This is a genomic window from Sphingobium sp. R-21, assembly GCF_049913335.1.
Classification (GTDB): domain Bacteria; phylum Pseudomonadota; class Alphaproteobacteria; order Sphingomonadales; family Sphingomonadaceae; genus Sphingobium.
The window spans coordinates 2,001,913-2,025,296 of sequence record NZ_CP184374.1; the positions used below are offsets into that span (position 1 = coordinate 2,001,913).

General features: G+C 64.4%; 21 protein-coding genes. 15 read left to right on the forward strand and 6 right to left on the reverse strand.

Going from position 1 to position 23,384, the window contains the following annotated elements; genetic code table 11:
• Position 1: 1 nt before the first annotated feature.
• The gene (locus ACN9MX_RS09625) at positions 2–958 is read right to left on the reverse strand and encodes an acyltransferase family protein (RefSeq protein WP_426386776.1); all 957 of its coding nucleotides are present in this window, start codon (positions 956–958) and stop codon (positions 2–4) included.
• Positions 959–1,075: 117 nt separating this feature from the next.
• Here ACN9MX_RS09625 and ACN9MX_RS09630 point away from each other — a divergent pair, with 117 nt between their 5' ends.
• Complete coding sequence (locus ACN9MX_RS09630) at positions 1,076–1,858, forward strand: GDSL-type esterase/lipase family protein (RefSeq protein WP_426386777.1); 783 nt, start codon at positions 1,076–1,078, stop codon at positions 1,856–1,858.
• On the opposite strand, the gene ACN9MX_RS09635 is transcribed toward ACN9MX_RS09630, so the two are convergent.
• Complete coding sequence (locus tag ACN9MX_RS09635) at positions 1,828–3,996, reverse strand: AsmA family protein (RefSeq protein ID WP_426386778.1); 2,169 nt, start codon at positions 3,994–3,996, stop codon at positions 1,828–1,830. The genes ACN9MX_RS09630 and ACN9MX_RS09635 overlap by 31 nt on opposite strands.
• Before the next feature lie 158 nt (positions 3,997–4,154).
• On the opposite strand from ACN9MX_RS09635, the gene rpmI reads away from it, so the two are divergent.
• From rpmI to ACN9MX_RS09670, 7 genes are all read left to right on the forward strand, one after another.
• Entirely contained in the window at positions 4,155–4,358 is a 204-nt protein-coding gene (gene rpmI, locus ACN9MX_RS09640) for a 50S ribosomal protein L35 (protein WP_007689506.1), read from the forward strand.
• A gap of 13 nt (positions 4,359–4,371) precedes the next feature.
• Positions 4,372–4,734 carry a 50S ribosomal protein L20 gene (gene rplT / locus ACN9MX_RS09645; protein ID WP_007689504.1) on the forward strand — a complete coding sequence of 121 codons (363 nt, stop codon included), beginning with the start codon at positions 4,372–4,374 and terminating at the stop codon, positions 4,732–4,734.
• 94 nt (positions 4,735–4,828) lie between these two features.
• Positions 4,829–5,455: a LysE family translocator gene (locus tag ACN9MX_RS09650; RefSeq protein ID WP_363737915.1), complete on the forward strand. Its 627-nt coding sequence runs from the start codon at positions 4,829–4,831 to the stop codon at positions 5,453–5,455.
• Positions 5,456–5,614: 159 nt separating this feature from the next.
• A complete protein-coding gene (locus ACN9MX_RS09655) occupies positions 5,615–5,806 on the forward strand; it encodes a hypothetical protein (RefSeq protein ID WP_363737913.1) in 192 nt (63 codons plus the stop codon).
• 50 nt (positions 5,807–5,856) lie between these two features.
• The gene (gene pheS, locus ACN9MX_RS09660) at positions 5,857–6,960 is read left to right on the forward strand and encodes a phenylalanine--tRNA ligase subunit alpha (protein WP_363737912.1); all 1,104 of its coding nucleotides are present in this window, start codon (positions 5,857–5,859) and stop codon (positions 6,958–6,960) included.
• Positions 6,957–9,371 (forward strand): phenylalanine--tRNA ligase subunit beta, encoded by a 2,415-nt coding sequence (gene pheT / locus ACN9MX_RS09665; protein WP_426386779.1) that lies wholly within the window; start codon positions 6,957–6,959, stop codon positions 9,369–9,371. Before pheS ends, pheT begins: the two co-directional genes overlap by 4 nt.
• A gap of 14 nt (positions 9,372–9,385) precedes the next feature.
• On the forward strand, positions 9,386–10,078 hold the full coding sequence (locus ACN9MX_RS09670) for a DUF4386 domain-containing protein (RefSeq protein ID WP_426386780.1): 693 nt from the start codon (positions 9,386–9,388) through the stop codon (positions 10,076–10,078).
• Here the strand turns inward: ACN9MX_RS09670 and ACN9MX_RS09675 are convergent.
• On the reverse strand, positions 10,026–10,550 hold the full coding sequence (locus ACN9MX_RS09675; protein WP_133653224.1) for a hypothetical protein: 525 nt from the start codon (positions 10,548–10,550) through the stop codon (positions 10,026–10,028). The genes ACN9MX_RS09670 and ACN9MX_RS09675 overlap by 53 nt on opposite strands.
• Positions 10,551–10,646: 96 nt before the next feature.
• On the opposite strand from ACN9MX_RS09675, the gene ACN9MX_RS09680 reads away from it, so the two are divergent.
• The 3 genes from ACN9MX_RS09680 to ACN9MX_RS09690 all read left to right on the forward strand — a co-directional run bounded on the left by ACN9MX_RS09680 (position 10,647) and on the right by ACN9MX_RS09690 (position 13,808).
• Positions 10,647–11,531, forward strand: coding sequence for an aldose 1-epimerase family protein (locus ACN9MX_RS09680; RefSeq protein WP_426386781.1), 885 nt, complete (start codon positions 10,647–10,649; stop codon positions 11,529–11,531).
• A 119-nt stretch (positions 11,532–11,650) separates the two neighbouring features.
• On the forward strand, positions 11,651–13,216 hold the full coding sequence (locus tag ACN9MX_RS09685) for a peptide chain release factor 3 (protein WP_426386782.1): 1,566 nt from the start codon (positions 11,651–11,653) through the stop codon (positions 13,214–13,216).
• 19 nt (positions 13,217–13,235) lie between these two features.
• Positions 13,236–13,808 carry a DUF3237 family protein gene (locus ACN9MX_RS09690; RefSeq protein WP_426386783.1) on the forward strand — a complete coding sequence of 191 codons (573 nt, stop codon included), beginning with the start codon at positions 13,236–13,238 and terminating at the stop codon, positions 13,806–13,808.
• Between the two features lie 37 nt (positions 13,809–13,845).
• Here ACN9MX_RS09690 and ACN9MX_RS09695 read toward each other — a convergent pair whose 3' ends face one another.
• The 3 genes from ACN9MX_RS09695 to ACN9MX_RS09705 form a co-directional block, all read right to left on the reverse strand.
• The gene (locus ACN9MX_RS09695) at positions 13,846–15,852 is read right to left on the reverse strand and encodes a TonB-dependent receptor (protein WP_363737901.1); all 2,007 of its coding nucleotides are present in this window, start codon (positions 15,850–15,852) and stop codon (positions 13,846–13,848) included.
• 67 nt (positions 15,853–15,919) lie between these two features.
• Positions 15,920–16,252, reverse strand: a complete 333-nt coding sequence (locus ACN9MX_RS09700) for a hypothetical protein (protein WP_426386784.1) — start codon at positions 16,250–16,252, stop codon at positions 15,920–15,922.
• A 182-nt stretch (positions 16,253–16,434) separates the two neighbouring features.
• Positions 16,435–17,457: a LysR family transcriptional regulator gene (locus tag ACN9MX_RS09705; protein ID WP_426386785.1), complete on the reverse strand. Its 1,023-nt coding sequence runs from the start codon at positions 17,455–17,457 to the stop codon at positions 16,435–16,437.
• Positions 17,458–17,595: 138 nt separating this feature from the next.
• Here ACN9MX_RS09705 and ACN9MX_RS09710 point away from each other — a divergent pair, with 138 nt between their 5' ends.
• The 4 genes from ACN9MX_RS09710 (at position 17,596) to ACN9MX_RS09725 (ending at position 23,330) form a co-directional block, all read left to right on the forward strand.
• The gene (locus ACN9MX_RS09710) at positions 17,596–20,052 is read left to right on the forward strand and encodes a TonB-dependent receptor (RefSeq protein WP_426386786.1); all 2,457 of its coding nucleotides are present in this window, start codon (positions 17,596–17,598) and stop codon (positions 20,050–20,052) included.
• A 19-nt stretch (positions 20,053–20,071) separates the two neighbouring features.
• Entirely contained in the window at positions 20,072–20,857 is a 786-nt protein-coding gene (locus ACN9MX_RS09715) for an EthD domain-containing protein (RefSeq protein ID WP_426386787.1), read from the forward strand.
• On the forward strand, positions 20,854–21,861 hold the full coding sequence (locus tag ACN9MX_RS09720) for an aromatic ring-hydroxylating dioxygenase subunit alpha (protein WP_363737892.1): 1,008 nt from the start codon (positions 20,854–20,856) through the stop codon (positions 21,859–21,861). The genes ACN9MX_RS09715 and ACN9MX_RS09720 overlap by 4 nt, the downstream gene beginning before the upstream one ends.
• Positions 21,862–22,130: 269 nt before the next feature.
• Positions 22,131–23,330 (forward strand): cytochrome P450, encoded by a 1,200-nt coding sequence (locus tag ACN9MX_RS09725; protein ID WP_426386788.1) that lies wholly within the window; start codon positions 22,131–22,133, stop codon positions 23,328–23,330.
• The last annotated feature ends 54 nt before the right edge of the window (positions 23,331–23,384 follow it).

A 23,384-nucleotide genomic window follows, 5' to 3' on the forward strand; every position in this document is an offset into this window, starting at 1 on the left:
GTCAGGCCGGCAGCGGCGATGGGGTCAGGGATGGCGCCGCCGGCCCCTGTCGCGGCGCATTGCCGAACAGCAGCGGCAAGAGCGTGCCGCGCGCGGTCGCACGGCAGCCTAGCGCCAGCAGCAGGACGGACAGCGCCATTGTCGCCGCCGGTCCGAGGCCGAACATGACGAGCACGCCCATGACCAGCGGGTGCCAGAGGTAGAAGAACAGGCTGTCGCGTCCGATGGCATTGACCGGCGCGAATTCCAGCCGCAGCGCCAACAGCGTCGGCAGCAGCGCGATGAGGCCGAGGCACATCAGAAGTCGCGCTGGCACGAAGGCCATCGGATTATCGGCATCACGAAGCCCTGACCACCAAAGCAGGCCGAGCAAGGCGATCGTCCCCGCGATTCCCAGATGGCGCCGCGAAATCCGCTGTTCCGCGATCAACATGCCGAAGAAGAAGAATATCGGATAGCGCAGGAAACGGCTGTCGGGCGAAAACAGGCTGTCGCCGATGGGGCCGTGATTGAGGCCAAAGCCGTACATGATCGCCAGGCTGACGGGCGTGCCCGCCGCCAGCAGCACCAGCGGCGAGAAAGGCAGCAGCCGCGTCAGCATGATCAGGAAGAACAGCGTCGGCACATACCAGAGGTGAAAGGGCGGCCGGAACAACAGATCGAAGGGCAGCGTCCAGCGCAGCGCGCCTCCGCTGGCGATCATGTACACCATGCCGGCGAAAAGCCACGGCACGAGCATTCGCCGGCCATAGCGGGACATCAGGCGATGAATGCTGTCGGTCCGGGTGCGGGTGACGTTGAGCAGATAGCCCGAAATCCCTACCATCAGCGGCATGCGAAAGCCCGACCCGACCCACAGCGCCAGATCATGGGCGCCGGTCAGTTCCCTTACATGCCCACCCATGACGAGCAGGATCAGCACGCCTTTCAGCAGGTCGATAGACGGATTCTTGCTCACGAAATTGCCCTGGCGTCCCCAACCGGAACGCTAGCGTCACGTCCTTGCCGGATCGTTAAGACGCCATCAGCATTTGCAGCTTTTCAGCGCGGGAGAAGGCGCTACGTATATCCGTCGATGAAGACGCAGCTGCTGCAACGCCTCGACGCCTCGCCTTTTGCCAAATTGGGGCTGGCGATCATCGTCTTCTGCCTGATCCTGGGAGGCTGGCAGGCCGTGGGCCGATACCGGGCTGCGCATGTGACGCTGCCGGGCGGTGAGACGCGCGCGGGCGCCTGCTCGCTCTGGTTCATCGGCAGTTCGTCGATGCATCGATGGACCAGCCTCGATCGGGACATGGCGCCCTGGGATGCGCATAATCGGGGGATCGACGACGCCACCTTCGCCGACATCCTGCCGCGCTTTGCCAATGCGGCGAGGGATAGCAAGCCGGCGGCGATCATCCTCTATGCCGGGGAGAATGACATCGCCAGCGGCGTCGAGGTTCGCGCGGTGATCCGCGATCTCGCGCGATTTCTGGACCTGCGCAACCGGATGATGAGCGACGTGCCGGTGCTGATATTGTCGATGAAGCCCAGCCCGACGCGCCGGTCGATCTTCCAGAGCCAGATGCTGTTCAACAGGGCGGTGCAGAAGCTGATCGAACCCTTGCCGTTGACCCATTATGCCGACATCACCACGCCGCTGCTGAAGGATGGCAAGCTGGGCGACAATTATCAGGCGGACGGCGTGCATATGAATCCGGCCGGATATCGCATCTGGGCCAATGTCGTGCGCCAGCGGCTGAACGACGTGCTGCCGCCCGTGACGATAGGCCGCTGCGTCCGTCAAGGAGGCGCGGTGCCCCCCTCCCGGACCGCGGCGGATGATCAGAAGATGCCGAGAAACTTCTTTTCCTGACGCCTATTTTCCCGGACGCTTCCCTTGCCCGCCTCATCCTTGGCCGTGGTGCCGTGGCCGACATCGTCGCGGGGCTTGCCGCCTTTGGTGCGCTGGGCCGCCGCAGTCGCGCCGGCGAGCACCGGGCCGCAGGCGGCGCTCTTTGCGTCCCCGACATCGACAAAGGCAAGGACGGAGGCGAGCGGGGTCGCGGCGATGCCCAGGGCGGCGGCTGCTCCGCCGCGCGCCACCAGCTCGGGGCTGATCACGTCGATGCCGGGTCGGGCGAACGTCCCGTTGATGCCGATGGGTGACTGGCCGGAAAACAGGCTGAACTTCTTGCCGTCCGCGCGGAAGGCGAGGTCCAGGCTCTCATTGCGGAAGGAAAAGCCGCCCCGGCCCAGCATCACATTCTTTCGCGTGTCGATGATGATCGGGTCGGCGGCCGCCACGCCGTCGCGCACGGTGAAGGCGATCAGCCCGCAATTGATCTCCACCGGGTCCTTCAGCTTCTTCTGGAACATCTTGGTGATGAAGGTGCCGATGTCGAGTTCCGACAGCTGGACGTTGCGCGCCCACATCGAACCGGCCGGCAGGATGACCGCGATGCGGCCGTTGGAGGCGCTGAGCGAATCGTGCAGCGTGTTGCCGAGGCCGGTCATCTGGACGCGCGCCTTGATCGTGCCGGTGGTGCCCGATTCCTCGACGCCCCAGCGGGCGAGCAGCTTGCCCATCGGCGTGGGCGACAGGCGGATGTCGTAACTGGTGCGAACCGGCTGTGTCCGGGCGTTGATGCTGATGTCGGAACTGACATGGCCGCCCGACATGTCGAAAGTCAGCGGCGACAGGGTGAGCAGGCTGCGGTCGAGCGAGAGGGTGAGGCCGATATTGGACACGGGCACATTGTCGGCGCGGATGCGGCCTATGTCATAGCGCAGCCGGGCATCGAAATTGCGGAGCACCTCCACCCGCAGCGGCGCATCGGGAAGAACGCGCGGCGCTCCGTCCACGGTCTGGATCGCGCCGGCCTTGCCCTGCTTCGCCAACCGCTCGGGATCATAGCCGATGAAGGGACCGACATCGACGATATCAAGGCTGCGGGTGGCAAGGGCGGCCTTCAGCAGCAGGCGATCATCCGGCTGGGACACGGTCATGCGTCCCGCCAGATCGCTGTCGCCGAAGCGGCCCTTGAGATGGGTGAAGCGCCACTCGCCCTCCACCTTGGTCAGGGCGGAGGTGAACCGATAGGCGCGGGTTTCGGGGATGGCCACGCCCAGGAAATCGAACAGCCGGGCAAGATTGGGTCCGTGGGTGATCAGCCGCAGGTCCGCGCCCTCTATCTCCGTCGCGCCGGGTAGCGTGCCGCTGACCTCCAGCACGGTCGCGCCCGCCTGGGCATGAAGGGCAAGCTGGTTCCTGCCGCCCGTCACCATTTCATCGGGCGAGAGCAGGCCGCCGCGCAATGTGAAGGGGCGGCCCCGCATCGTGCCGGCACCAGAAAAGCGCACATCGCTGGCGAAGCGGGTGTCTTGCGCCTTCACCGTCTCGAAGCCCAGATCGGCGGCAAGCTGCATGCGGGGATCGCGATAGCGCAGCGTCGTCCCGGTCAGCGCGGCGCGACGGATCAGCGGCAGGTTGAGCGGCTCACCCTTCCTGAGGGGGTCGCCGAAAGTCCATGTATTGCTCCTGCCGTCGCGCGACCATTCGAGATCGACGGCGGCGTTGCGCAGTTCCAGCCAGCGCAGTCTGTACCTGTCCCCGAACAGCAAGCTGAGCGGCGCGATGCGGCTGTCGATCAGGTCGGCGCGGAAAAAGGCGGGCCGGCTGGCCCAGCGCGTATTGGCGATGACCATTTGCCGGGCGCGGAACTTGATGGTGACGGGGTCGAAATAAAGCTGGAAGTCGCCGCCGACGCGAACCGGGCGCTCCAGGCGGCTGCTGACGATCCGTTCGAAGGGATGTTTGAGGAAGCGGCCCTTGGTGATGAAGAGGATCAGCCAGAGCGCGAAGAATATGCCGATGATCCAGAGCAGGATGCGCGCCGGCAGGGGGAGCCTTCGCCAGCCCTCGCGCGCGCGCCGGACATAGTGGCGCGTGCCACGGGGATGCGGCGCACCGCTTGCCGGCATGTCCGGCCGGAGGGGATCGGCGTCGGCCATGGCGGTTGAACGCCGATCCGCCTTTTTGGGTCCGAATCGCTTGCGTTCGGCAATGCTTCCGACTATGGGCCGCCCTTCGCGATATTCGGAAGGACCGCCCGGCTAACTAGGGCTGCCGTGGCTGTTCGTAATCGTCGCGCTTTGAAAAGGAGACGAAAATGCCCAAGCTCAAGACCAAGAGCGGTGTGAAGAAGCGCTTCAAGTTCACCGCTTCCGGCAAGGTCAAGCACGGCGTCGCTGGCAAGCGTCACCGCCTGATCAGCCACAATGCGAAATATATCCGCCAGAACCGCGGCACTTCGGTCATGTCCGACGCCGACGTGGCACATGTGCGCCTCTGGGCGCCCTACGGCCTGAAGTAAGGAGTAGAGGCACATGGCACGCGTAAAACGTGGTACGACCACCAAGGCGAAGCATAAGAGGATTCTGGATCAGGCGAAGGGCTATTATGGCCGTCGCAAGAACACGATCCGCATCGCCCGCCAGGCCGTCGAAAAGGCCGGCCAGTACGCCTATCGCGACCGCAAGGTCAAGAAGCGGACCTTCCGTGGCCTGTGGATCCAGCGCATCAACGCCGGCGTCCGCGCCGAAGGCCTGACCTATTCGCAGTTCATGCACGGCCTGAAGCTGGCCGGCGTGGAACTGGACCGCAAGGTTCTGGCCGACATCGCGATGCACGAGGGCGAGGCGTTCAGCGCCATCATCGCCCAGGCGAAGGCTGCGCTGCCCGCGGCCTGAGCCGGATCGGTCGCAAGATCGTCCAAAAAGGGGCGCCGGGGCAGATGCCTTCGGCGCCCCTTTTCGTTTCTGTCACCCTTGAAGGGAGCGTCCCATGTCGCTGCATGTGTGGTGGTTGTATGTCACGGCGGTTTTCCTGATCTCGGCCACGCCGGGACCGAACATGCTGCATGTGATGACCCAAAGCATTCACCATGGGCCGCGACGGGCGATGATGACGATGGCGGGCCTGATGAGTGCGGTGCTGCTCTGCCTGATCGCGTCGGCGCTGGGGCTGGGAGCATTGCTCAAGGCATCGCCCCGACTGTTCGACGTGCTGCGCTATGCCGGCGTGGCCTATCTGATCTGGCTGGGCGTCAAGGCCTGGCGAGCGCCGGTGGGCGACGCGGGCGAGGTGGGCGCGACGCGGGCTGGAGCGAAGTCGGCTGGGGCGCTTTATGGGACCGGGCTGCTGACGGGTCTCAGCAACCCCAAGCTGATCATCTTTGCCGCCGCGCTGTTTCCGCAGTTCATCGATACCGCAAGGCCCTTCAGCGTGCAGCTCGCCATCCTGGTGGTCAGCTTCGTGGTGATCGAAAGCTTCTGGTACAGCGTCTATGCGCTGGGCGGCATGAAACTGAAGCGCTGGCTGGCGCCTGTGAACCGGCAGCGGCTGTTCAATCGCGGTACGGGGGTGATGTTCATCGGCTTTGGCGGGGCCTTGCTGGGCGCGCGGGCCTGACCGCCATCATCGTTCCCGTGCGCGGGAATCCATCCGACAGCCTGCATCCGCGCCAGTCATGAAAACGGCAGGTTTTGCATCGAAGGGCCGTCAAATCGCCTTCAACGGCGGCATCAGCATCGTTCCGGCTTGATTGAAGGCTTCACAAAAGACTACGGCGTGCACCGGCTGATGTGGTTCGGGAACGGCGGTTCGATGGAAGAGGCGATCCGGCGCGGGAAGCAGATCAAGAAGTGGAGCAGGCAGGGGACGATCGACCTGATCGAGCGGGATCATCCCGAATGGCGTGATCTCGCCCTTGATCCGGTTTTTGAGCCTCTGGAGCGTCGGGGCGTCGATTGGGCGCCATGAAATTTGAATAGTGCGGGAGATGGGTTCCCGCCTTCGCGGGAACGACTGTGATGAGTGAGACTGCCAATCTGAAAGCCGGCCTGATCGCCGACATCGCCGCCGCCGATACGCTGGAGGCGCTGGAGGCGCTGCGCGTCGGTGCCATGGGCAAGAGCGGCGTGGTGACGGGGCTGCTCAAGACCCTTGGCGGCATGAGCCCGGAGGAGCGGCTGGAGAAGGGACCGCCGATCCAGGACCTGCGCGAAAGCGTGACGGCGGCGCTGGCCGACAGGAAGGCTGCGCTGGAGCAGGCGGCGCTCGATGCGAAGCTCGCGGCCGAGAAGATCGACATGACCTTGCCCGCCGAAACGGGGCCGCAGGGGTCGGTCCATCCGGTCAGCCAGGTGATGGACGAGCTGGCGGAGATTTTCGCGGACCTTGGCTTCTCCGTCGCGACCGGGCCGGAGATCGAGGACGATTGGCATAATTTCACCGCGCTCAACATTCCGGAGACCCATCCGGCGCGGGCGATGCATGATACCTTCTATTTCCCGGATGGGCCCGATGAGAATGGGGCCGGGAAGAAGATGCTGCTGCGCACCCATACCTCCCCCGTGCAGATCCGCACGATGATGAACGCGGCGCCGCCGATCCGCATCATCGCGCCAGGCCGGGTCTATCGGTCGGACAGCGACGCGACGCATACCCCGATGTTCCATCAGATCGAGGGGCTGGTGATCGACAAGGGCATCACGCTCGGCCACCTCAAATGGACGCTGGAAACCTTCCTGAAGGCATTTTTCGAGCGTGACGACATCGTCCTGCGCCTGCGGCCCAGCTATTTCCCCTTTACCGAGCCTTCGGTCGAGGTCGATGTCGGCTATACGCTGGTGAGCGGCCAGCGGGTGATCGGCGGCGACGGCGATGCGCCGGGCGGCGGCTGGCTGGAAGTGCTGGGCAGCGGCATGGTCAACCGCCGGGTGATCGAGGCATGCGGCCTTGATCCGGACGAATGGCAGGGCTTTGCCTTCGGCACCGGCGTCGACCGGCTCGCCATGCTGAAATATGGGATGAACGACTTGCGCGCTTTCTTCGACGGCGATCTGCGCTGGCTGAAACATTATGGTTTTTCGGCGCTGGACGTGCCGACGCTGAGCGGAGGAGTGGGCGCATGAAGTTCACGCTGAGCTGGCTCAAGACGCATCTCAACACCGATGCCGACCTGCCGACGATCCTCAAGGGCCTGACCAATATCGGGCTTGAGGTCGAGGGCGTGGAGAATCCGGCGGAAAAGCTGGGCGCCTTCCGCATTGCGAAGGTGCTGACGGCGGAACGCCATCCGCAGGCGGACAAGCTGCAGGTGCTGACCGTGGACGCGGGCGACGGCGCCCTGCAGGTCGTCTGCGGCGCGCCCAATGCGCGGGCGGGACTGGTCGGCGTGTTCGGGACCGAGGGCGCGGTGGTGCCGGTCAATGGCATGGTGCTGAAAAAGACCGCCATTCGCGGCGTCGAATCCAATGGCATGATGTGTTCGTTCCGTGAACTGGAACTGGGCGAGGATCATGACGGGATCATCGAACTTGGCGCCGACGCGCCGGTGGGACAGGTCTATGCTGAATGGGCCGGGCTGGACGATCCGGTCATCGACGTGTCGATCACGCCCAACCGGCAGGATTGCATGGGCGTGCGCGGCATCGCGCGCGATCTGGCGGCGGCGGGCCTGGGCACGCTGAACGCGCTGATCGTGCCGACGATCGAGGCGGCCGGACCCGGACCGGACGTGCGGATCGAGGATGCCGATGGCTGCCCCGCCTTCTTCGCGCGCACGGTCAGGGGCGTGAAGAACGGCAGTTCGCCCGAATGGATGGCGAAGCAGTTGAAGGCCATCGGGCAGAAGCCGATCAGCACGCTGGTCGACATCACCAACTATATCATGATCGATCTCGGCCGGCCGCTGCATGTCTACGACATGGCGACGCTGAAGGGCGGGCTGGTCGCGCGGCACGGGCGGCCAGGCGAGCAGGTGCTGGCGCTGAACGGGAAGACATACGCTATCGACGACAGCATGACCGTGATCGCGGATGACGAGGCGGTGCACGACATTGGCGGCATCATGGGCGGCGAGCATTCGGGCGCGCAGGACGGCACGACCGACGTGCTGATCGAATGCGCCTATTTCACGCCGGAACGGATCGCGGTGACGGGGCAGAAGCTGGGGCTGACCAGCGACGCCCGCGGACGGTTCGAGCGCGGGGTGGACCCCGCCTTCCTGGACGACGGCCTGTCGATCGCGACCTATCTGGTGACGCATCTGTGCGGCGGCAGCGCCAGCGAGGCGACGCGCGCGGGCAATCCGCCCGTGGTCGCGAAGACCGTGACCTACGATCCGGCGCAATGCTTGGCGCTGGCCGGGGTCGACGTGGCGGACGCCGAGCAGAAGCGCATCCTGGAAAGCCTAGGCTTCGCGGTGGAAGGCCATGACGCCACCTTCGAATATCAGGATGGCGTGCCGGTCACGACCCCGGCCACATGGACCGTGACGGTGCCGAGCTGGCGGCGCGACGTCGACGGCTGGCCCGACATTGTCGAGGAAGTCGTGCGCATCGTCGGGCTGGACCAGGTGCCCTCCACCCCCCTGCCCCGCGCCCCCGGCGTCGCCAAGCCGACCGCCACGCCGGAGCAGGCGATCGAGCGGCGCGTGCGCCGGACGGCGGCGGCGCGCGGCCTTGCCGAAGCGATCAACTGGTCCTTCATCTCGGAAAAGGAGGCCGCTGCGGTCGGTGGCGGAGCATGGACCCTGGCCAATCCGATTTCGGAGGATCTGAAGGTCATGCGGCCTTCGCTGCTGCCCGGCCTGCTTTCCGCGGCGCGGCGGAACGTGGATCGCGGCGCGGCTTCGGTGCGGCTGTTCGAACTGGGCCGCCGCTATCAGGCGGACAAGGAACGGGCGACGGTCGGCTTCGTGCTGGCTGGCGAGAAACTGGCGCGAGGCTGGCAGACGGGGAAGGCGCAGCCCTTCACCGCCTTCGATGCCAAGGGCGAGGTGACGGCGCTGCTCGCCGCGGCGGGCGCGCCCGTCGCCAATCTCCAGAGCTTCGGCGAGGCATCCGGCGCCTATCATCCGGGCCAGTCGGGCACGTTGCGGCTGGGGCCGAAGACGGTGCTGGCGGAGTTCGGCGTGCTGCACCCCAGCCTGGCCAGGCAGTTCGGGCTGACCGGCACGGTGGTCGCGGGCGAAATCTTCCTGGACGCGATCCCCGCCAAGCGGGCCAACGGCTTCATGCGCGCGCCCTATGCGCCGCCTGCCCTTCAGGCGGTGAAGCGCGACTTCGCCTTCCTTGTCGATGAAGCCGTCGAAGCCGACGCGCTGGTCCGCGCCGTCAGGAACGCGGACAAGAAAGCGATCGTCGACGCGCGGCTGTTCGACGTCTTCGTCGGCCCCGGCGTGGACGAGGGCAAGAAGAGCCTGGCCGTCGAGATCACGCTGCAACCCGGCGAAAAGAGCTTCGCGCAGGAGGAGCTGGACGCGATCAGCGCGGCCGTGGTGCAAGCTGCGGCAAAGCTGGGCGGCACGCTGCGGGGATGAGACTGTTCGCCGGGATGGAGGGGAAAGCGCGGCTCGCCGGCCTTTTCCTTCTCGGCGGCATGGCGGCGCGCGGCGTGGGGGAAGCCATGATCCGCGCCGCACTGGTCGTGGCGGGTTCCGGGCGGGAAACGGCGCGGAACATCAGGGACTTTCCCTGGGCCTATCGCATGGCGGAGGCGAGCGACCTGGTCATGATCTGCGCCATGCTGGCGGCGACCGTGCTGCTTTACGCGCTGTTCGCGCCGGTGGGGAGGCATGTCGCGCGGATGGCGGCGCTGCTGTCCGTCATCGGCATCGCGGCGCTGGCGGCAGGCGGCATCCTCGCCATGGCGCCGATCGTCCTGCTGGATGGGGCGCCGCATCCGGGCATCGGCATGACGCAGACCTATTCCCTGGTGGAACTGACCCTGCTGCTGCGGGATCAGGTTCAGCATGTCGCGCGCATCCTTCTGGGGCTAGGCCTGCTTCTGACCGGGTTGCTGGCCTATCGCTCGCGGTGGTTTCCCCGCGCATTGGGCGCGGCGCTGCTGTTCGGCGGCTCGCTCCAGGCGATCGTCCGGCTGGTGACCCTGATCGCGCCGGACCTGGCCGACGCGACCGTCATTCAGGCCGACATCGTGGCGGTGCTGGCGGAGGCGGTCTTCGCTCTATGGCTTATTTTTTCGGCTCGTCGGCCTTTTCCTCCGCCGTCGGCGGCGGGCTCATGATCTTGCACCCTTTGGCGTCGGCCAGGCCGCGCAGATAGCCGCGCCGGGCTATGCCAGCCGTGACGGCGGCTTGCAGGCGACGCTCGGCCGGCGCGGCGCCGCTGATTTCCCGCACGAGGCCGCGGAAGGGGATGATCGAGTTGACGATCGTCTTGCCGACGGCCTCCGCGATCTTGCCGGTGCGGTTCTCGTTCGCCTTCTGCCCCACGGTGAAATCAGGGCCAAGCACCAGGTTGAGTTCATCGAGCGAGCCCTTGAGCGCCTTGCAGGTCCGTACGGGCGGGCGCTTATAGGGGTCTTCGACCGCCTGCTGGAGCACGTCGGGAATCTTGTCCTTGTCGATGCCGACATCCCGCGCCGGCTGGGTCGCGATGCTGCCCGCCTTTTTCAACGTATCGTCCTTCTTCTCCTGTTCCTGGGCCAAGGCGCCCGTGGAACAGAGTAGAAGCGCAACCACGCCGATCCATTTCATCCGATTTTCTCCCTGCTGCTTCTTCAACCCCTTGAGATAGGGCGTGGTTCCGCGCCCGCTTCGCCGCTATGCGGGAGGGTGAGGAGATTGCGGCATATGGCGGACGAATTCATCACCATCAGTTCGGGCGATATGAGCGCGGCCATCAACCCGCTGGGGGCGGAGCTCTGGTCGCTTAAGGACCGGCAGGGACGCGAACTCATGACCGATGCCGATCCGCGCTGGTGGACCGGCCATGCGCCGCTGCTCTTTCCCTTCGTCGGGCGATCGCGCGGGGACGTCTATCGCTTCGAGGGACGGGATTATCCCATGCCGCAGCACGGCTTTGCGCGGCGCAGGGTCTTCGATGTGGTCGACCGGAGGGGGGACGCCGTGACCTTCCGGCTGGAGGCGGATGCGGAGACGCGGGCGGTCTATCCGTTCGACTTCCGGCTGGACATGCGCTTTGCGGTGGAGGGTGCGGCGCTGCGAATGACCGCCACGGTCGTCAATCGGGGGACGGGCGCCCTGCCCTTCTCCTTCGGCTATCATCCTGCCTTCGCCTGGCCGTTGCCCTATGACGGGGCGGCGGAGGAGCACCGGGTGCTGTTCGAGAAGGCCGAACCCGCGCCGATCCGCAAGGTGGGGGACGAACCGGGCCTGATCGCCCGGGAGAGCATCGCCTCGCCGGTCGAGGGCAATCTTCTGGCGCCTGCCCATGCGATGTTCGAGGGCGACGCGCTGATCTGGGACCGGCTGGAGAGCCGCAGCCTGTTCTGGGGCGTGCCGGGCGGCAAGGGTCTGAGGATCGATTTTCCCGATACGCCCTGGCTGGGACTGTGGCAGAAGCCGGGCGCGCATTATCTCTGCGTCGAGCCGTGGGCGGGGATGGCCGATCTGGTGGGCTTTGCGGGAGATGTCTGGGAAAAGCAGGGGATCATGCGGCTGGCGCCGGGGGCGGAGCGGGCCTTCCGGATGGACGTGACGCTGGTGGACCGCTGATGCCTCTGTTCTTTTCCCTCATTCCCGCGTAGGCGGGGATCGACCCCCCGGCCCAGTTCCCGGCCTGACCGCCTGGCGCCGGCGCGGGGATGACGCATTTCCAGACAGAATGAAATTTCATGACCATTCCTTCCCGCCGCACCTTCGCCATCATCTCCCACCCCGACGCGGGCAAGACCACGCTGACCGAGAAACTGCTGCTGGAGGGCGGCGCGATCCATCTGGCCGGGGAAGTCAAGGCCCGCGGGGCGAACCGGCGCGCGCGATCCGACTGGATGAAGATCGAGCAGCAGCGCGGCATTTCCGTGACCAGCTCCGTCATGACCTTCGAGCGGGACGGGATCACCTTCAATCTGCTCGATACGCCGGGGCACGAGGATTTTTCCGAGGACACCTACCGCACGCTGACCGCGGTGGATTCCGCCGTGATGGTGATCGACGCCGCCAAGGGCATCGAGCCGCAGACGCGCAAGCTGTTCGAGGTGTGCCGGCTGCGCAACGTCCCCATCATCACCTTCATCAACAAGGTCGATCGCGAAGGACGTGACAGCTTCGCGCTGCTCGACGAAGTGGCCGACGCGCTGGCGCTGGACGTGTGCCCGATGAGCTGGCCGGTCGGCATGGGCGGCGAGTTCGAGGGGATTTACGACTTCGCCAGGGACCGCCTGCGCCAGCCTTCGGGCGCGAGCAAGGAATTTGAAGGCAAGGAGGCCGTCTTCTCCGGCGTCGACGACGACGCCCTGGCCGGGCATCTGTCCGAACAGGGGCTGGCGCGGCTGCGCGAGGAAGCCGAACTGGCAGTGGGCGGCTATGCCGATTTCGACCTTGCCGCCTATCGCCATGGCGACCTGACCCCGGTCTATTTCGGATCCGCGCTCAAGCTGTTCGGCGTGACCGAGTTGATCGACGCGCTGGCCGCCCATGCGCCGCCCCCGCGCGCCCAGCCCGCCGAACCCGCGCCGGTCGAGCCGGAGAACAGCGAAGTCACCGGCTTCATCTTCAAGGTCCAGGCCAATATGGACCCGCAGCATCGCGACCGGATCGCCTTCATGCGGCTCTGTTCGGGCAAGTTCAAAAGGGGCATGAAGCTGACGCCGAGCGGCAGCGGCAAGCCGATCGCGGTGCATTCCCCCATCCTCTTCTTCGCACAGGACCGCGAGATCGCGGATGAGGCCTTTCCGGGCGACATCATCGGCATTCCCAACCATGGCACGTTGCGCGTCGGCGATACGCTGAGCGAGAAGGCGGGGGTGCGCTTCACCGGCCTGCCGAACTTCGCGCCGGAAATCCTGCGGCGCGTCGCGCTGAAGGACCCGACCAAGACGAAGCAGTTGCGCAAGGCGCTGGACGACCTTTCCGAAGAGGGCGTGATCCAGGTCTTCTATCCGGAGATCGGGTCGAACTGGATCGTCGGCGTGGTCGGACAGTTGCAGTTGGACGTGCTGATCTCCCGGCTGGAGGCGGAATATAAGGTCGCGGCCGGGCTGGAGGCCTCCCCCTTCGACACCGCGCGCTGGATTTCGGGCGATGATGCGGCCGTCAGGGACCTGGTCGCGTTCAACGGCGCCAATATGGCCAAGGATCGCGACGGCAACATCGTCTTCATGGCGAAAAGCGCCTGGGATATCGGCTATCAGCAGGAACGCCATCCCAAGGTCAGGTTCAGCGCCACCAAGGAGCGGTAAGGCCGCGGGTGCAGGGGGCATGAAGCAGGAGGCAGGCGTGCAGGATTCCATGACGCGACGCGGCGTTCTTTCCGGAGCAGCGACAGCGGGGGCCCTGGCCGGCGCCGCGCCGTTTTCCCTGGCGGCCGCGGCCGACGCGCAGCCAGCGCCGAGACCGCCGCGTACCGAGTGGATCTATGACGCCGTCGTGCTGCTCCAGAAGGAAATACCGCATGGCCAGACGATCCGCGGCAAGCGTTTCCGCGTACCGATCATCGGCGGGGATTTTTCCGGGCCGTCGATACGCGGAAAGATCATACCGGGCGGGTTCGACTGGCAGCTCCTTCGTTCAGACGGCTATTGGGAGCTCCAGGCGGAATATTTCATGGAAACGCATGACGGGGCGCAGATCCATGTGCTCAATCGCGGTCTCTGGCACAGCCCGAACGGCGACTGGCCGGCCGACTACAATATTTCCACGCCCCAGTTCGAGGCGCCCGACGGCCCCTATGCCTGGATGAACCAGTTCATCTTCACAGGGACGATCGGCCCGGCCGGAACGGCAGAAGCGCCGGGGGTGAAGCTGTCCATCTTCCGGCTGACCACGGGCTGAGGCCCGCGGGTCGTTTCCTGCGCCGGGCGCCGGCGGATCAGAATGTCGAAAGTTTCAGCGTCGCCATGATCCTGCGGCCGGGCATGACGACATCATCCTTGTTGAGCGACGTGGCCAGGCGCTGCACGTCATTGGTGAGGTTCTGGCCGGTGATCCCCAGTTCGATGCCCGGATATCGGGCAAATGGCCTGAACGCGATCTGGCCGTCCAGCGAGACATAGGCCGGCGTCGGCGTATCGAATTGACCCGCCTTGTCCTGCCGTCCGGCATAGATGAGGTTGAAGCCGGCGTCGAGGCGATCACCCGACCAGTTCAACCCTCCCCCGATGCGATAGGGCGGTATGCGCGGCACATTATTGCCGTCATCCAAGGTCGCGCGGGTATAGTCCCCCAGCATGTCGAGGCGGAAGGTGCCATGATCGGTCTTGACCAGATCATAGCTGGCCTCCGCCTCCAGCCCCCGGAAATGGGCGCCCTGCTGCCGATAGTTCAACTCGCGCAGGCCGCCATTGCCGCCCGCCGAGCAGATGCCCGCATCATCACAGGTCCGGCCCGTCAGATCGCCATAGATATAATTGCGGAACCAGCTGCTGTAGACGCTCCCGTCCAGGTGGAAGCCGCCGCTGCGGATCCGCAGGGTGCCCTCCAGCGAATTGGCCCGCTCCATCTTCAGGAAAGGATCACCCGTTTCGAAGGTGTCGGGGCCATCATGTCCGCCGCGCGCGAAGAGTTCGGCCATGGCGGGCGCCCGTCCCGTGCTGGAGAAGGTCATGCCCAGCTTGATCGCGGGGCTCACCGTATAGAGCGCGCCGACAGCGCCGCTGATCGGGGTGAATTCCCGCCTTGTGAACAGATCGGATGCCGGCGTACCGCTGATCTTCACATTTTCGATGCGGCCGCTGGTCTCCAGGTGCAGCCGGTCGCCCAGGCGGGTATCGGCGAAGAGATAGCCGGCGAAGCTTTCCATGGTCGAGGGGAAGAGATAGCTGCTGTCATCGCCCACCGCCGAATAGTCGCGATGCTGATATTCCACACCCAGCGCCGAATTGTCGACAAAGCCGATCCGGTTGAGCAGCAATTCCGCCCGGCCGTTATATTCCTTGTTCCTGAAGGTGGTGAGAATGGTGCCATCCGGGTCCTTCTCATCATGCTTGTAGTTCGAATAGCTGCCGTCCAGACTGAGCGACTTGAACAGGCCGCTGCCCAGGCTGAATGACGACTTGGTCATGACCTTGGTCTGCCGCATGTCGATATAGCTGCTGTCGCTCGGTATGCCGTAGCGGGCGTCATATTGCGTCACGGCCACGCCGGCATGGCTGTCATTGCCCGAACCGAAGAAATAGGATCCGCCCAGCGATCCGCCATGTCCGTGAAAGAAGCTGTTCTGCTGGACGCCCAATGGCGTTTCATAATCGCCCGCGTCGCGGATGAAGCCGTCGGCATGCAGGGCGAACTGGCCCAGCGACGCGTCGACCATCCCTGCGCCCTGCCAGAGGTCCGACACGCTGCCATAGCTTCCTTCCACTTGTCCCGAAATCGGGTGTTCGGACAGGGCGTTGGGCACGCGGTTGTTGATCACGTTGACGACGCCGCCAATGGCCTGGCTGCCATAGCGGAGCGTCCCCGCGCCGCGCACGACCTCTATGCTCTGCGCCGCCAGCGGGTCGATGGGGATGCCATGATCCGGCCCTATGTCGGACACGTCGGAAACGCTCGTCCCATCCTCCAGGATGCGAACGCGGTTTGCGTCAAGGCCGCGGATGATGGGGCGGCTGGCGCCCGTCGCGAAACCGCTGGCGGCGATGCCCGGCACACGCGCCAGCGCATCGGAGATCGTGGCGCCGCCCTGACGGCGTATCTGGTCCGCATCGACCCTGGCGACGATGGAAGGGGTGTCGTCGCGTTCGTGCGCGATCGGCGAGGCGGTGACGATGATGTTTGCGCCGGGGTTCGTCCCGGCCGAAGATGAAGGCGCGTCATCCGCGAGCGCCGGGAAGGTCATGAACGCAGCCGCCGCTGCGCCCCCAAAAAGCATGGCACGCATGGGAATACTCCAGGAAATCGGTTTGATTCCCCGACAGGCGCGGTCGCTTCGCCGCGCGCAGGGAATATCAGGCGATGAGAACCGGAGATTCCGGCGGCGCGCGGCTGTGCCATATATGACCTGTCGATGCGACGGTCAGGAAATGGAGCGAAACATCGTCATGCCGCACGCGAACCGGCGTCCGATTCGCCATCACGCGAACCGGCAGCGGCGGAGCAGACTCTGCCTGGAATTTCAGGTCGCAGAGCTTGCAATAGCTGAAGAGGAAAGCCGGTTTGCCCGGCTGATGCGCGAACCGCGCCGAATGGGACGGGGCAAGATGGTCGGCATGGCCGATTTCGCGATGGACCTGCACCGCCAGCATGGTGGAGATGCACATGGCCAGGATGGCAAGTATCACCAGGATGCTGGCGCGACTTCTTTCGGAACGGGATGAGCCCGGTGGGTTCAAATGGCTGGTTCCGAATGGTGAAGCACGACCCTGGCTCTACAAAAGGTCGGGGACCGGACACAAATTAAGATTATGTAATATTATCCCATAGCGTCGGCGCCCGCATCTTCAGGGCCGGTTTCGACCTGCCTTCATCCGTTGATCGGGATTTGCATGGACCGGGCAACAAGCCGGCGCAGCCAGAGCAGGGCGGGATCCTGTGACTGGCGCGCGCGCCAGGCCATGTGGATGGCGACGTCGGGAACGGCAACCGGCAACTCATAGACGGCCAGATGGCCCTTCTCCTCCTCCCGAAGAACAGCCGCCGGTACTACCGCGAGGAGGTCCGACCCGATCACGACGGATGCAACGACCATGAAATGCGGCACGCGGAGCATGATCCTGCGGCGCAGGCCCATCGTTTCGATCAGGGAATCGACATTCGCGCCCGTGTCATGACCGACGTCGACGCCGACATGCGGCAGCGCAAGGAAGGATTGAAGCGTCAGCCCTCCCTGCAACGCCGGATGCGCCGCATCGGCGATGCAGACCAGCTTGGCGGTCTGGATAACCTCGCAATGCAATCTTTCGGGAAGGTTCGGGAAGACTCCAACGCCGAGATCGGCCGCGCCTGACAGCAGATGCTCTATGCCCTCGCGCGCTCCCGATGCCAGTATGTCGATGTCGATGCCGGAACCCTGCGCGCGAAGACGGGGGATCAGTTGCGGCAGCAGGCGAGCCGCGCTTGCGTCCGACATGGTCAGGGTGAAGCAACGGCTGGCCGTCGACGATTCAAAGGCCGGTTCGGTATCAAGCGCCGAACGCAGGCGGTCGAGGGCCCCACCTATCGGATCGGCAAGCGCCAGCGCGCGGGGCGTGGGCTCCATAACCCCCCGGCGCCGGGTGAAGAGATCATCGCCCAGCACGGCGCGCAGGCGGCGCAGCGCATGACTCATCGCTGGCTGACTAAGCCCGACCCGGTCGCCCGCGCGCGACAAATGACGATCCTTCATGAGCGCGTCGAAAATGACCATGAGATTGAGGTCTATGGAAGCCAGATTGAGCGGTGCCGTCATAGGAGGGATATAGCAGCCGCTGCCTGCAGCCCCAAGGGCATCGACCGGGCCGTTTTCGGGACAGCACCCCGGCGCGGCATCCAGCGCGCCGTCCCGCATGCCTCAAAAGAAAGAATGCAAATCAGGCCACATTATTCATCCTGCGAATAATGCGGTGCGAACATGCGATTTGCCTGCGGCGTACAAGATGGATTTAATCCCGGAACAGAGGCTCAACGAGGGCCCAGGGGAGGATCCATGAAAACATTATTTCTGGTCGGCACCGCGATCGCCGCCATGTCGGCGCCCGTGCCGCTCGCAGCGCAGGAGGCAGCGCCGGATATTGCCCAATCCCATTCACTTGCTGGCCCGGCACCGTCTTCCGACGCGAATGGCGGGCTTGCGGACATCATCGTGACCGCGCAGCGCCGCGCCGAAACGGCACAGCGCGCAGCGGTCGCGATAGATGTTGTCTCGCCGCAGGAGCTGACCCGCGCGGGCGTCGTCACCGCCACCATGCTCAACGCGACGGTTCCTGCGCTTACGGTGCAGCAGGGAGGCGGCGCAAATACCACCTTCTTTGTTCGCGGTGTCGGCAATTTCACCAACAACGGCTACTCGGACCCGGCGATCGCATTCAACCTGGACGGCATTTATCTCGGCCGGCCGACCTCCACGACGGGCACCTTCTTCGATCTCGAGCGGATCGAGGTGTTGAAGGGGCCGCAGGGGACGCTTTACGGCCGCAATGCCACGGGTGGCGCCATCAACGTCATTCCGGCGAAGCCCCGGTTGGGAGAGCGAACCCTCTCTGTTTCCGGCAGTTTCGGAAATTACGATGCGATCGATGCCGAAGCCGCCGCCAATTTGCCGATCGGTGACAATGCGGCCATACGGATTGCCGGCAAGGTTGTAGACCGGAAGGGTTATAACGAAGACGGCACGTCCGACGAAGTGGGGCAGGCAGTTCGGGCGCAATTGCTGATAAAGCCCAGCCCGGCGGTCTCCATCCGCCTGAGCGGTGATTATTCGCATCAAGGTGGCGCAGGCGTCGGTGCGAGTTATGTCGGCACGGAAAATTTTACGCCCGGCACCCCGGCGACATCCATCTCGCCGCCAAATTACAGCTTCACGGCTGCTGGCGTCGATCCCTTCAGCGGGCTCCTTTCGCCAGCCGGCAGCGCCTATTTTGGGCATGCCGTCATCCCGGGAACTTTCATCAATCCCGCCCCGCTGGCCTCCCCCTATCTGAATAACAGATATTGGGGACTGACGGCGGAGATCAACGCCGATGTGGCCGGAGGGACGTTGACGATCCTGCCATCCTATCGACGGGCGAAACTGGACAATCTGTTCAATGGTCCTTCATTCAGAGGCTCACTCAACAGTGAGGATGACCGGCAGTTCAGCACGGAGTTACGGTTCCAGGGTCCACGCCTGGGTCCGATAGACTGGCTGGTCGGCGGCTATTATTTCAACGAAACCGTAAAGGGCCTGTACGGGATCAATCAATATCAGATCATTTCCTTCCAGGACTTCACATCGAAGACGAAGTCCTATGCCGCTTTCGGCCGTGTCACGGCGCATCTGAGCGACAGTCTGAGATTCGTGGCGGCGGGACGCTACACCCATGACAGCAAGGATTTCAACGGCGGGGCGGACACGCTTATCGACCTGTGCACCAATGCGCCGCCCCCATTCGGTCCTGGCTGCTTTGGCGGACCGTCGCTACCCGTCGTCCAAACCCTGGCGCAGGTGCCCGGCGCACCGGCCATGCCCGGCCCAGCCAATGCGGTTCCCTATGGCACCGCCGGCAACATCCTGTTCTACATTCCAAATCAGGTGAATGCGGGGATCGACAAGGGCCGCGTCACCTATCGACTGGCGGCTGAATATGACCTGGCGCCGGCTTCGTTGCTTTATGCCAGCTACGAGACGGGCTATCGTTCCGGCGGCTTTTCCAATGCGCCTGGACACGAAACCTTCGAACCGGAATATGTGGAAGCCTGGACCATCGGGTCGAAAAATCGCTTCTTCGATCGCCGCCTTCAGTTCAATGTGGAGCTGTTCCACTGGCGCTACCGCAACCAGCAGGTGTCGCATTACGGGTTGGACGCCAATAACAGCACCAATTATTTTACCGAGAATATAGGACGCTCGACGATCAAGGGCGTCGATGTGGAGGCGCAGTGGCTGCTCACTCCAACGACGCGACTGAGCGGGACGGTCCAGTATCTGGACGCCAGGGTCAAGCGCTATACCTATAACAGCCCCCGCGATGCGACCTCACCGCCACCCGCGGTGGGCTGCGCCGTGACGCCGACGACAGCGAACGGCGCACCCGTCTATGCGATCGATTGCGCGGGCAAGCCGAGCTACAATTCGCCGCGTTGGTCGCTGAACGGCGGGATCGAGAAAAGCATCGCGCTAGGCGCCCACAAAATCGTCCTGAACGGTGATGCGCGCTACCGTTCCAACAGCGTCATCGGCTTTGAATATCTGCCGCAGCAGAATAGCGGTGCGTTCTGGACATTCGACGCCTCCGCCACCTTCGGCGCGGCGGACGATCACTGGGCGGTCACAGGCTTCGTCCGCAACCTGACCGACAAGGCGGTGCCCCTTTTCACCCAGTTCGTCGCTCCGGCCGGCGGGGTCATCTCTTCCATATATGCGCCGCCCCGCACCTATGGCCTGCGCGTCCGATACACATTCTGACAGATCCGGAGAGAGTGCGATGTTGAAAATGATCATTGGCGGCCGCCGCCGCGCCGGAATGACGCACCGCGATTATCTGAACTACGCCCAGCATGTCCATGGCGGGACGGTAGCGCATAATCCCGGTTTCATGCTGGGCTATATCCAGAATCACGTCGTCGACGCGGTATATGGCAGCCGTGGCGAAGGCTGGACGCCGGGACCCGATTTCGACTCTTTCAGCGAAATCAGCTTCCCGGATGGAGCCGCATTCGCGCGCTCCATCGCCGACCCCTATTATCGCGAGACTATCCAGCCCGACGAGTTGAACTTCGTCTGCCACAGCGCGGTCATCCTGCTTGCCACGCGGGTCGAGGAGGTGGCGGTGACCATGCCGGGCGACGCGCCGGTCAAGGTGATGCGCTTTCTGGCGAGCAACGGTGCGGCGTCCGCCGAGACATTCGATGCGGCCTGGTCGCAGGAAATGGCCCGAATGGCCGATCATCCGACCCTGGGCCCATCGATCCGCCGAATGACCCGCAGCATCAGCATAGCCGGCGAGCCGGACGCGAACCTGCCCGCCAATTTCGTCGCCAACGCGCCGCTCAGCCCCTATGCCGGCGTCGAAAGCCTCTGGTTCGACGGCGATGCAGGGTGGAGCGCCATCGAGGCCTATCGCGCCGTCATCGAAGAAGCTGGATCGCACCTTGCCGGCATGTTGGACCGCCGGAGGGAGGCGCTCTTCATGGTCGAGGAACGCACTATCGTCGCCGATCGCGGGACGACGGACGCAGTTGATACGCGCAGCGCAGTGGAGATGTCATGATGGTCGAATTTCTGGAAAACCGATGGTACCAGCTTGCCTGGGCCGAGGAACTCGCGGATGGCGCAGTACTCAGTCGTCAGGTCGTCGGCATACCCATGGTCGCCTTTCGCACCGAATCTGGCGACATCGCCGTGCTGGACAACCGCTGCCCCCACCGCTTCGCCCCCCTCAATGAAGGCAAGCGGGAGGGGGATACGATCGCCTGCCCCTATCATGGGCTGGTCTTCAATGCCGCAGGGCTTTGCGTTCACAATCCGCACGGCGCGGCGACCAGTTCACTCAGTGTGACCAGCTATCCCGTGCTGGAACGATATAAGGCGGTCTGGATCTGGGTAGGAAAGAACAGCCCGGATGAGAGCGTGCTGCCCGACCTGTCCTTCATTGACGCCACGCCCGAGACCGCGCAGCTGCGGCTATACACTCTGGTGGCGGCGAATTACGAACTGCTTTCGGACAACATCATGGACCTGAGCCATGCGGATTATCTTCATGCGAACAGTCTGGGCAGCGGGTTCAACACGCGCGCCAAATCGACCATGGAGGAATATCCAGATCATTTTTCGATAGCCTGGCGATCCGACAGCGACGAGCCGCCGCCGGTCTTCCACATGGAGTCCCCGGCAAAGCTGTGGACGGAGGTGGATTGGTATCCGCCGGCGCTGATGGTCCTGCGTGCAGGCGGCCATCCCGTGGGCAAGCCCGAACAGGGCATAGACAGCCTCAATCTTCACAACATGACGCCGGAAACGGAGACAACGACGCATTATTTCACCTGTAACGCGCGCAGCTTCCTGGTCGACGACGCGGATTTCACCGCCATGTTGCGCGATCAGCTCATCCATGCCTTCCAGTTTGAGGACAAGCCGATGATCGAGAAGATCCAGCGCCAGATGGGCACGCCGGACCTGTGGTCATTGGAACCGAAGATGCTGCCGATCGACAAGGGTGCGGTACAGGCGCGACGTCGGCTCGCCAAGCTGATCGAGGCCGCGAAACAGGGTTGAGGAACAGGTCCGGTCCGCTGTCCGTCGGAGAACTCGGGCGGCAGCGGATCAGAGATGCGATGAATCAGGCACGCGCCATTCCGCCCGGATCGAGATTGATAGACATGTCCTGGGCAGGAATAGTGATTCACAAGATGCCGCCGCGCAAATGGGAGAGAGGCTGGGACGTCCGCATGTAGGAGCGCGCCGCTCTCTGGCGCGGCACGCATGCGGGGCTTCGACATGCCGGTAATCCTCTTCCGCGAGTCCGGACGGTTGGGAGAGAGAGCTTGCAGATACAGACGCTTCCCAAGAATGTGCCGGCTGAACTTGTGGTCGATGCCAACATCTATGCCCTGGAAGGCGGCGAGCGCGACCCCCAGATGGCGTGGAAGGCGCTGGACATAGCGGGCAACCCAGGCCTGGTCTGGACGCCTCACAATGGCGGCCACTGGATAGCGACCTCTGCACCGCTGATCTGGGAACTGTTCGCGGATGTCGACCGCCTCTCCGCGCGCAACCTGTCGGTTCCGCCAAGCGACAGCCCGCTCAAGATGATCCCCAACGAGTCGGACGATCCCGAACATCATCATTACCGCAAGATCGTGCTGCCATTCGTCAGCCCCAGGGCGGTAAAGCGCCTGACCGACGACGTGCGCGGCCTCACGGCGGCATTGATCGACGGGTTCCAGCCGCGCGGACGCTGCGAGTTCATGACCGAATTCGCGCGTCATGTTCCCATGCGCATCTTCCTCTCTCTGGTCGATCTGCCCGATGAAGACCGCGAATGGCTGGTCGACGTGGCCGACAAGTCGGTGCGGCCGAAATCCACGCAGGAAAAGGAGGAAAGCCAGAGGTCGATGGCGGGCTATCTGCAGTCGTGGATCGACAAGCGGCGGGCAGATCCGGGCGAGGACCTGTTGAGCGCGATCATTCACGGCACCGTCGGCGACAGGCCGATGAACGAGCTTGAGGTGATGGGCGAGTGCATGGACGTCATGTTTGGCGGGCTCGACACCGTCGCGAGCATGATGGGATTCATCATGAAGTTCCTGGCGACCCATCCGGACCATTATCGCACCCTGGTGGAACAGCCCGAGAAGATCACCTTCGCGGTCGAGGAAATCCTGCGCCGCCATGGCGTTGCGACGGTGGCCCGCCGGGTGACAGCAGATATCGTGCATGAAGGTGTGACCGTGATGGCCGGCGACATGATCGTGCTGCCGACCTGCCTCCATGGGCTGGACGAGAGCCGCTGGCCTGACGCGCTCAACGTGGATTTCGACCGCAAGCGCGAAACGCACTGCACCTTCGGCAACGGCATTCACAATTGCCCGGGCGCGGGGCTGGCGCGCAGCGAGCTGGCGATCATGCTGCACGAATGGACGAAGCGCATCCCCGAATTCACGATCGATCCGGGGAGCCAACCCCTCGCCGCCACGGGTGCGGTGAACGGGATGGTCCGGCTTGACCTGGTCTGGCCCCGATAGGCTTCGTCCGTAAGGCGCGGGCGGGTTTTCGGGTTGTGGCTGCGCTCCTGCGCA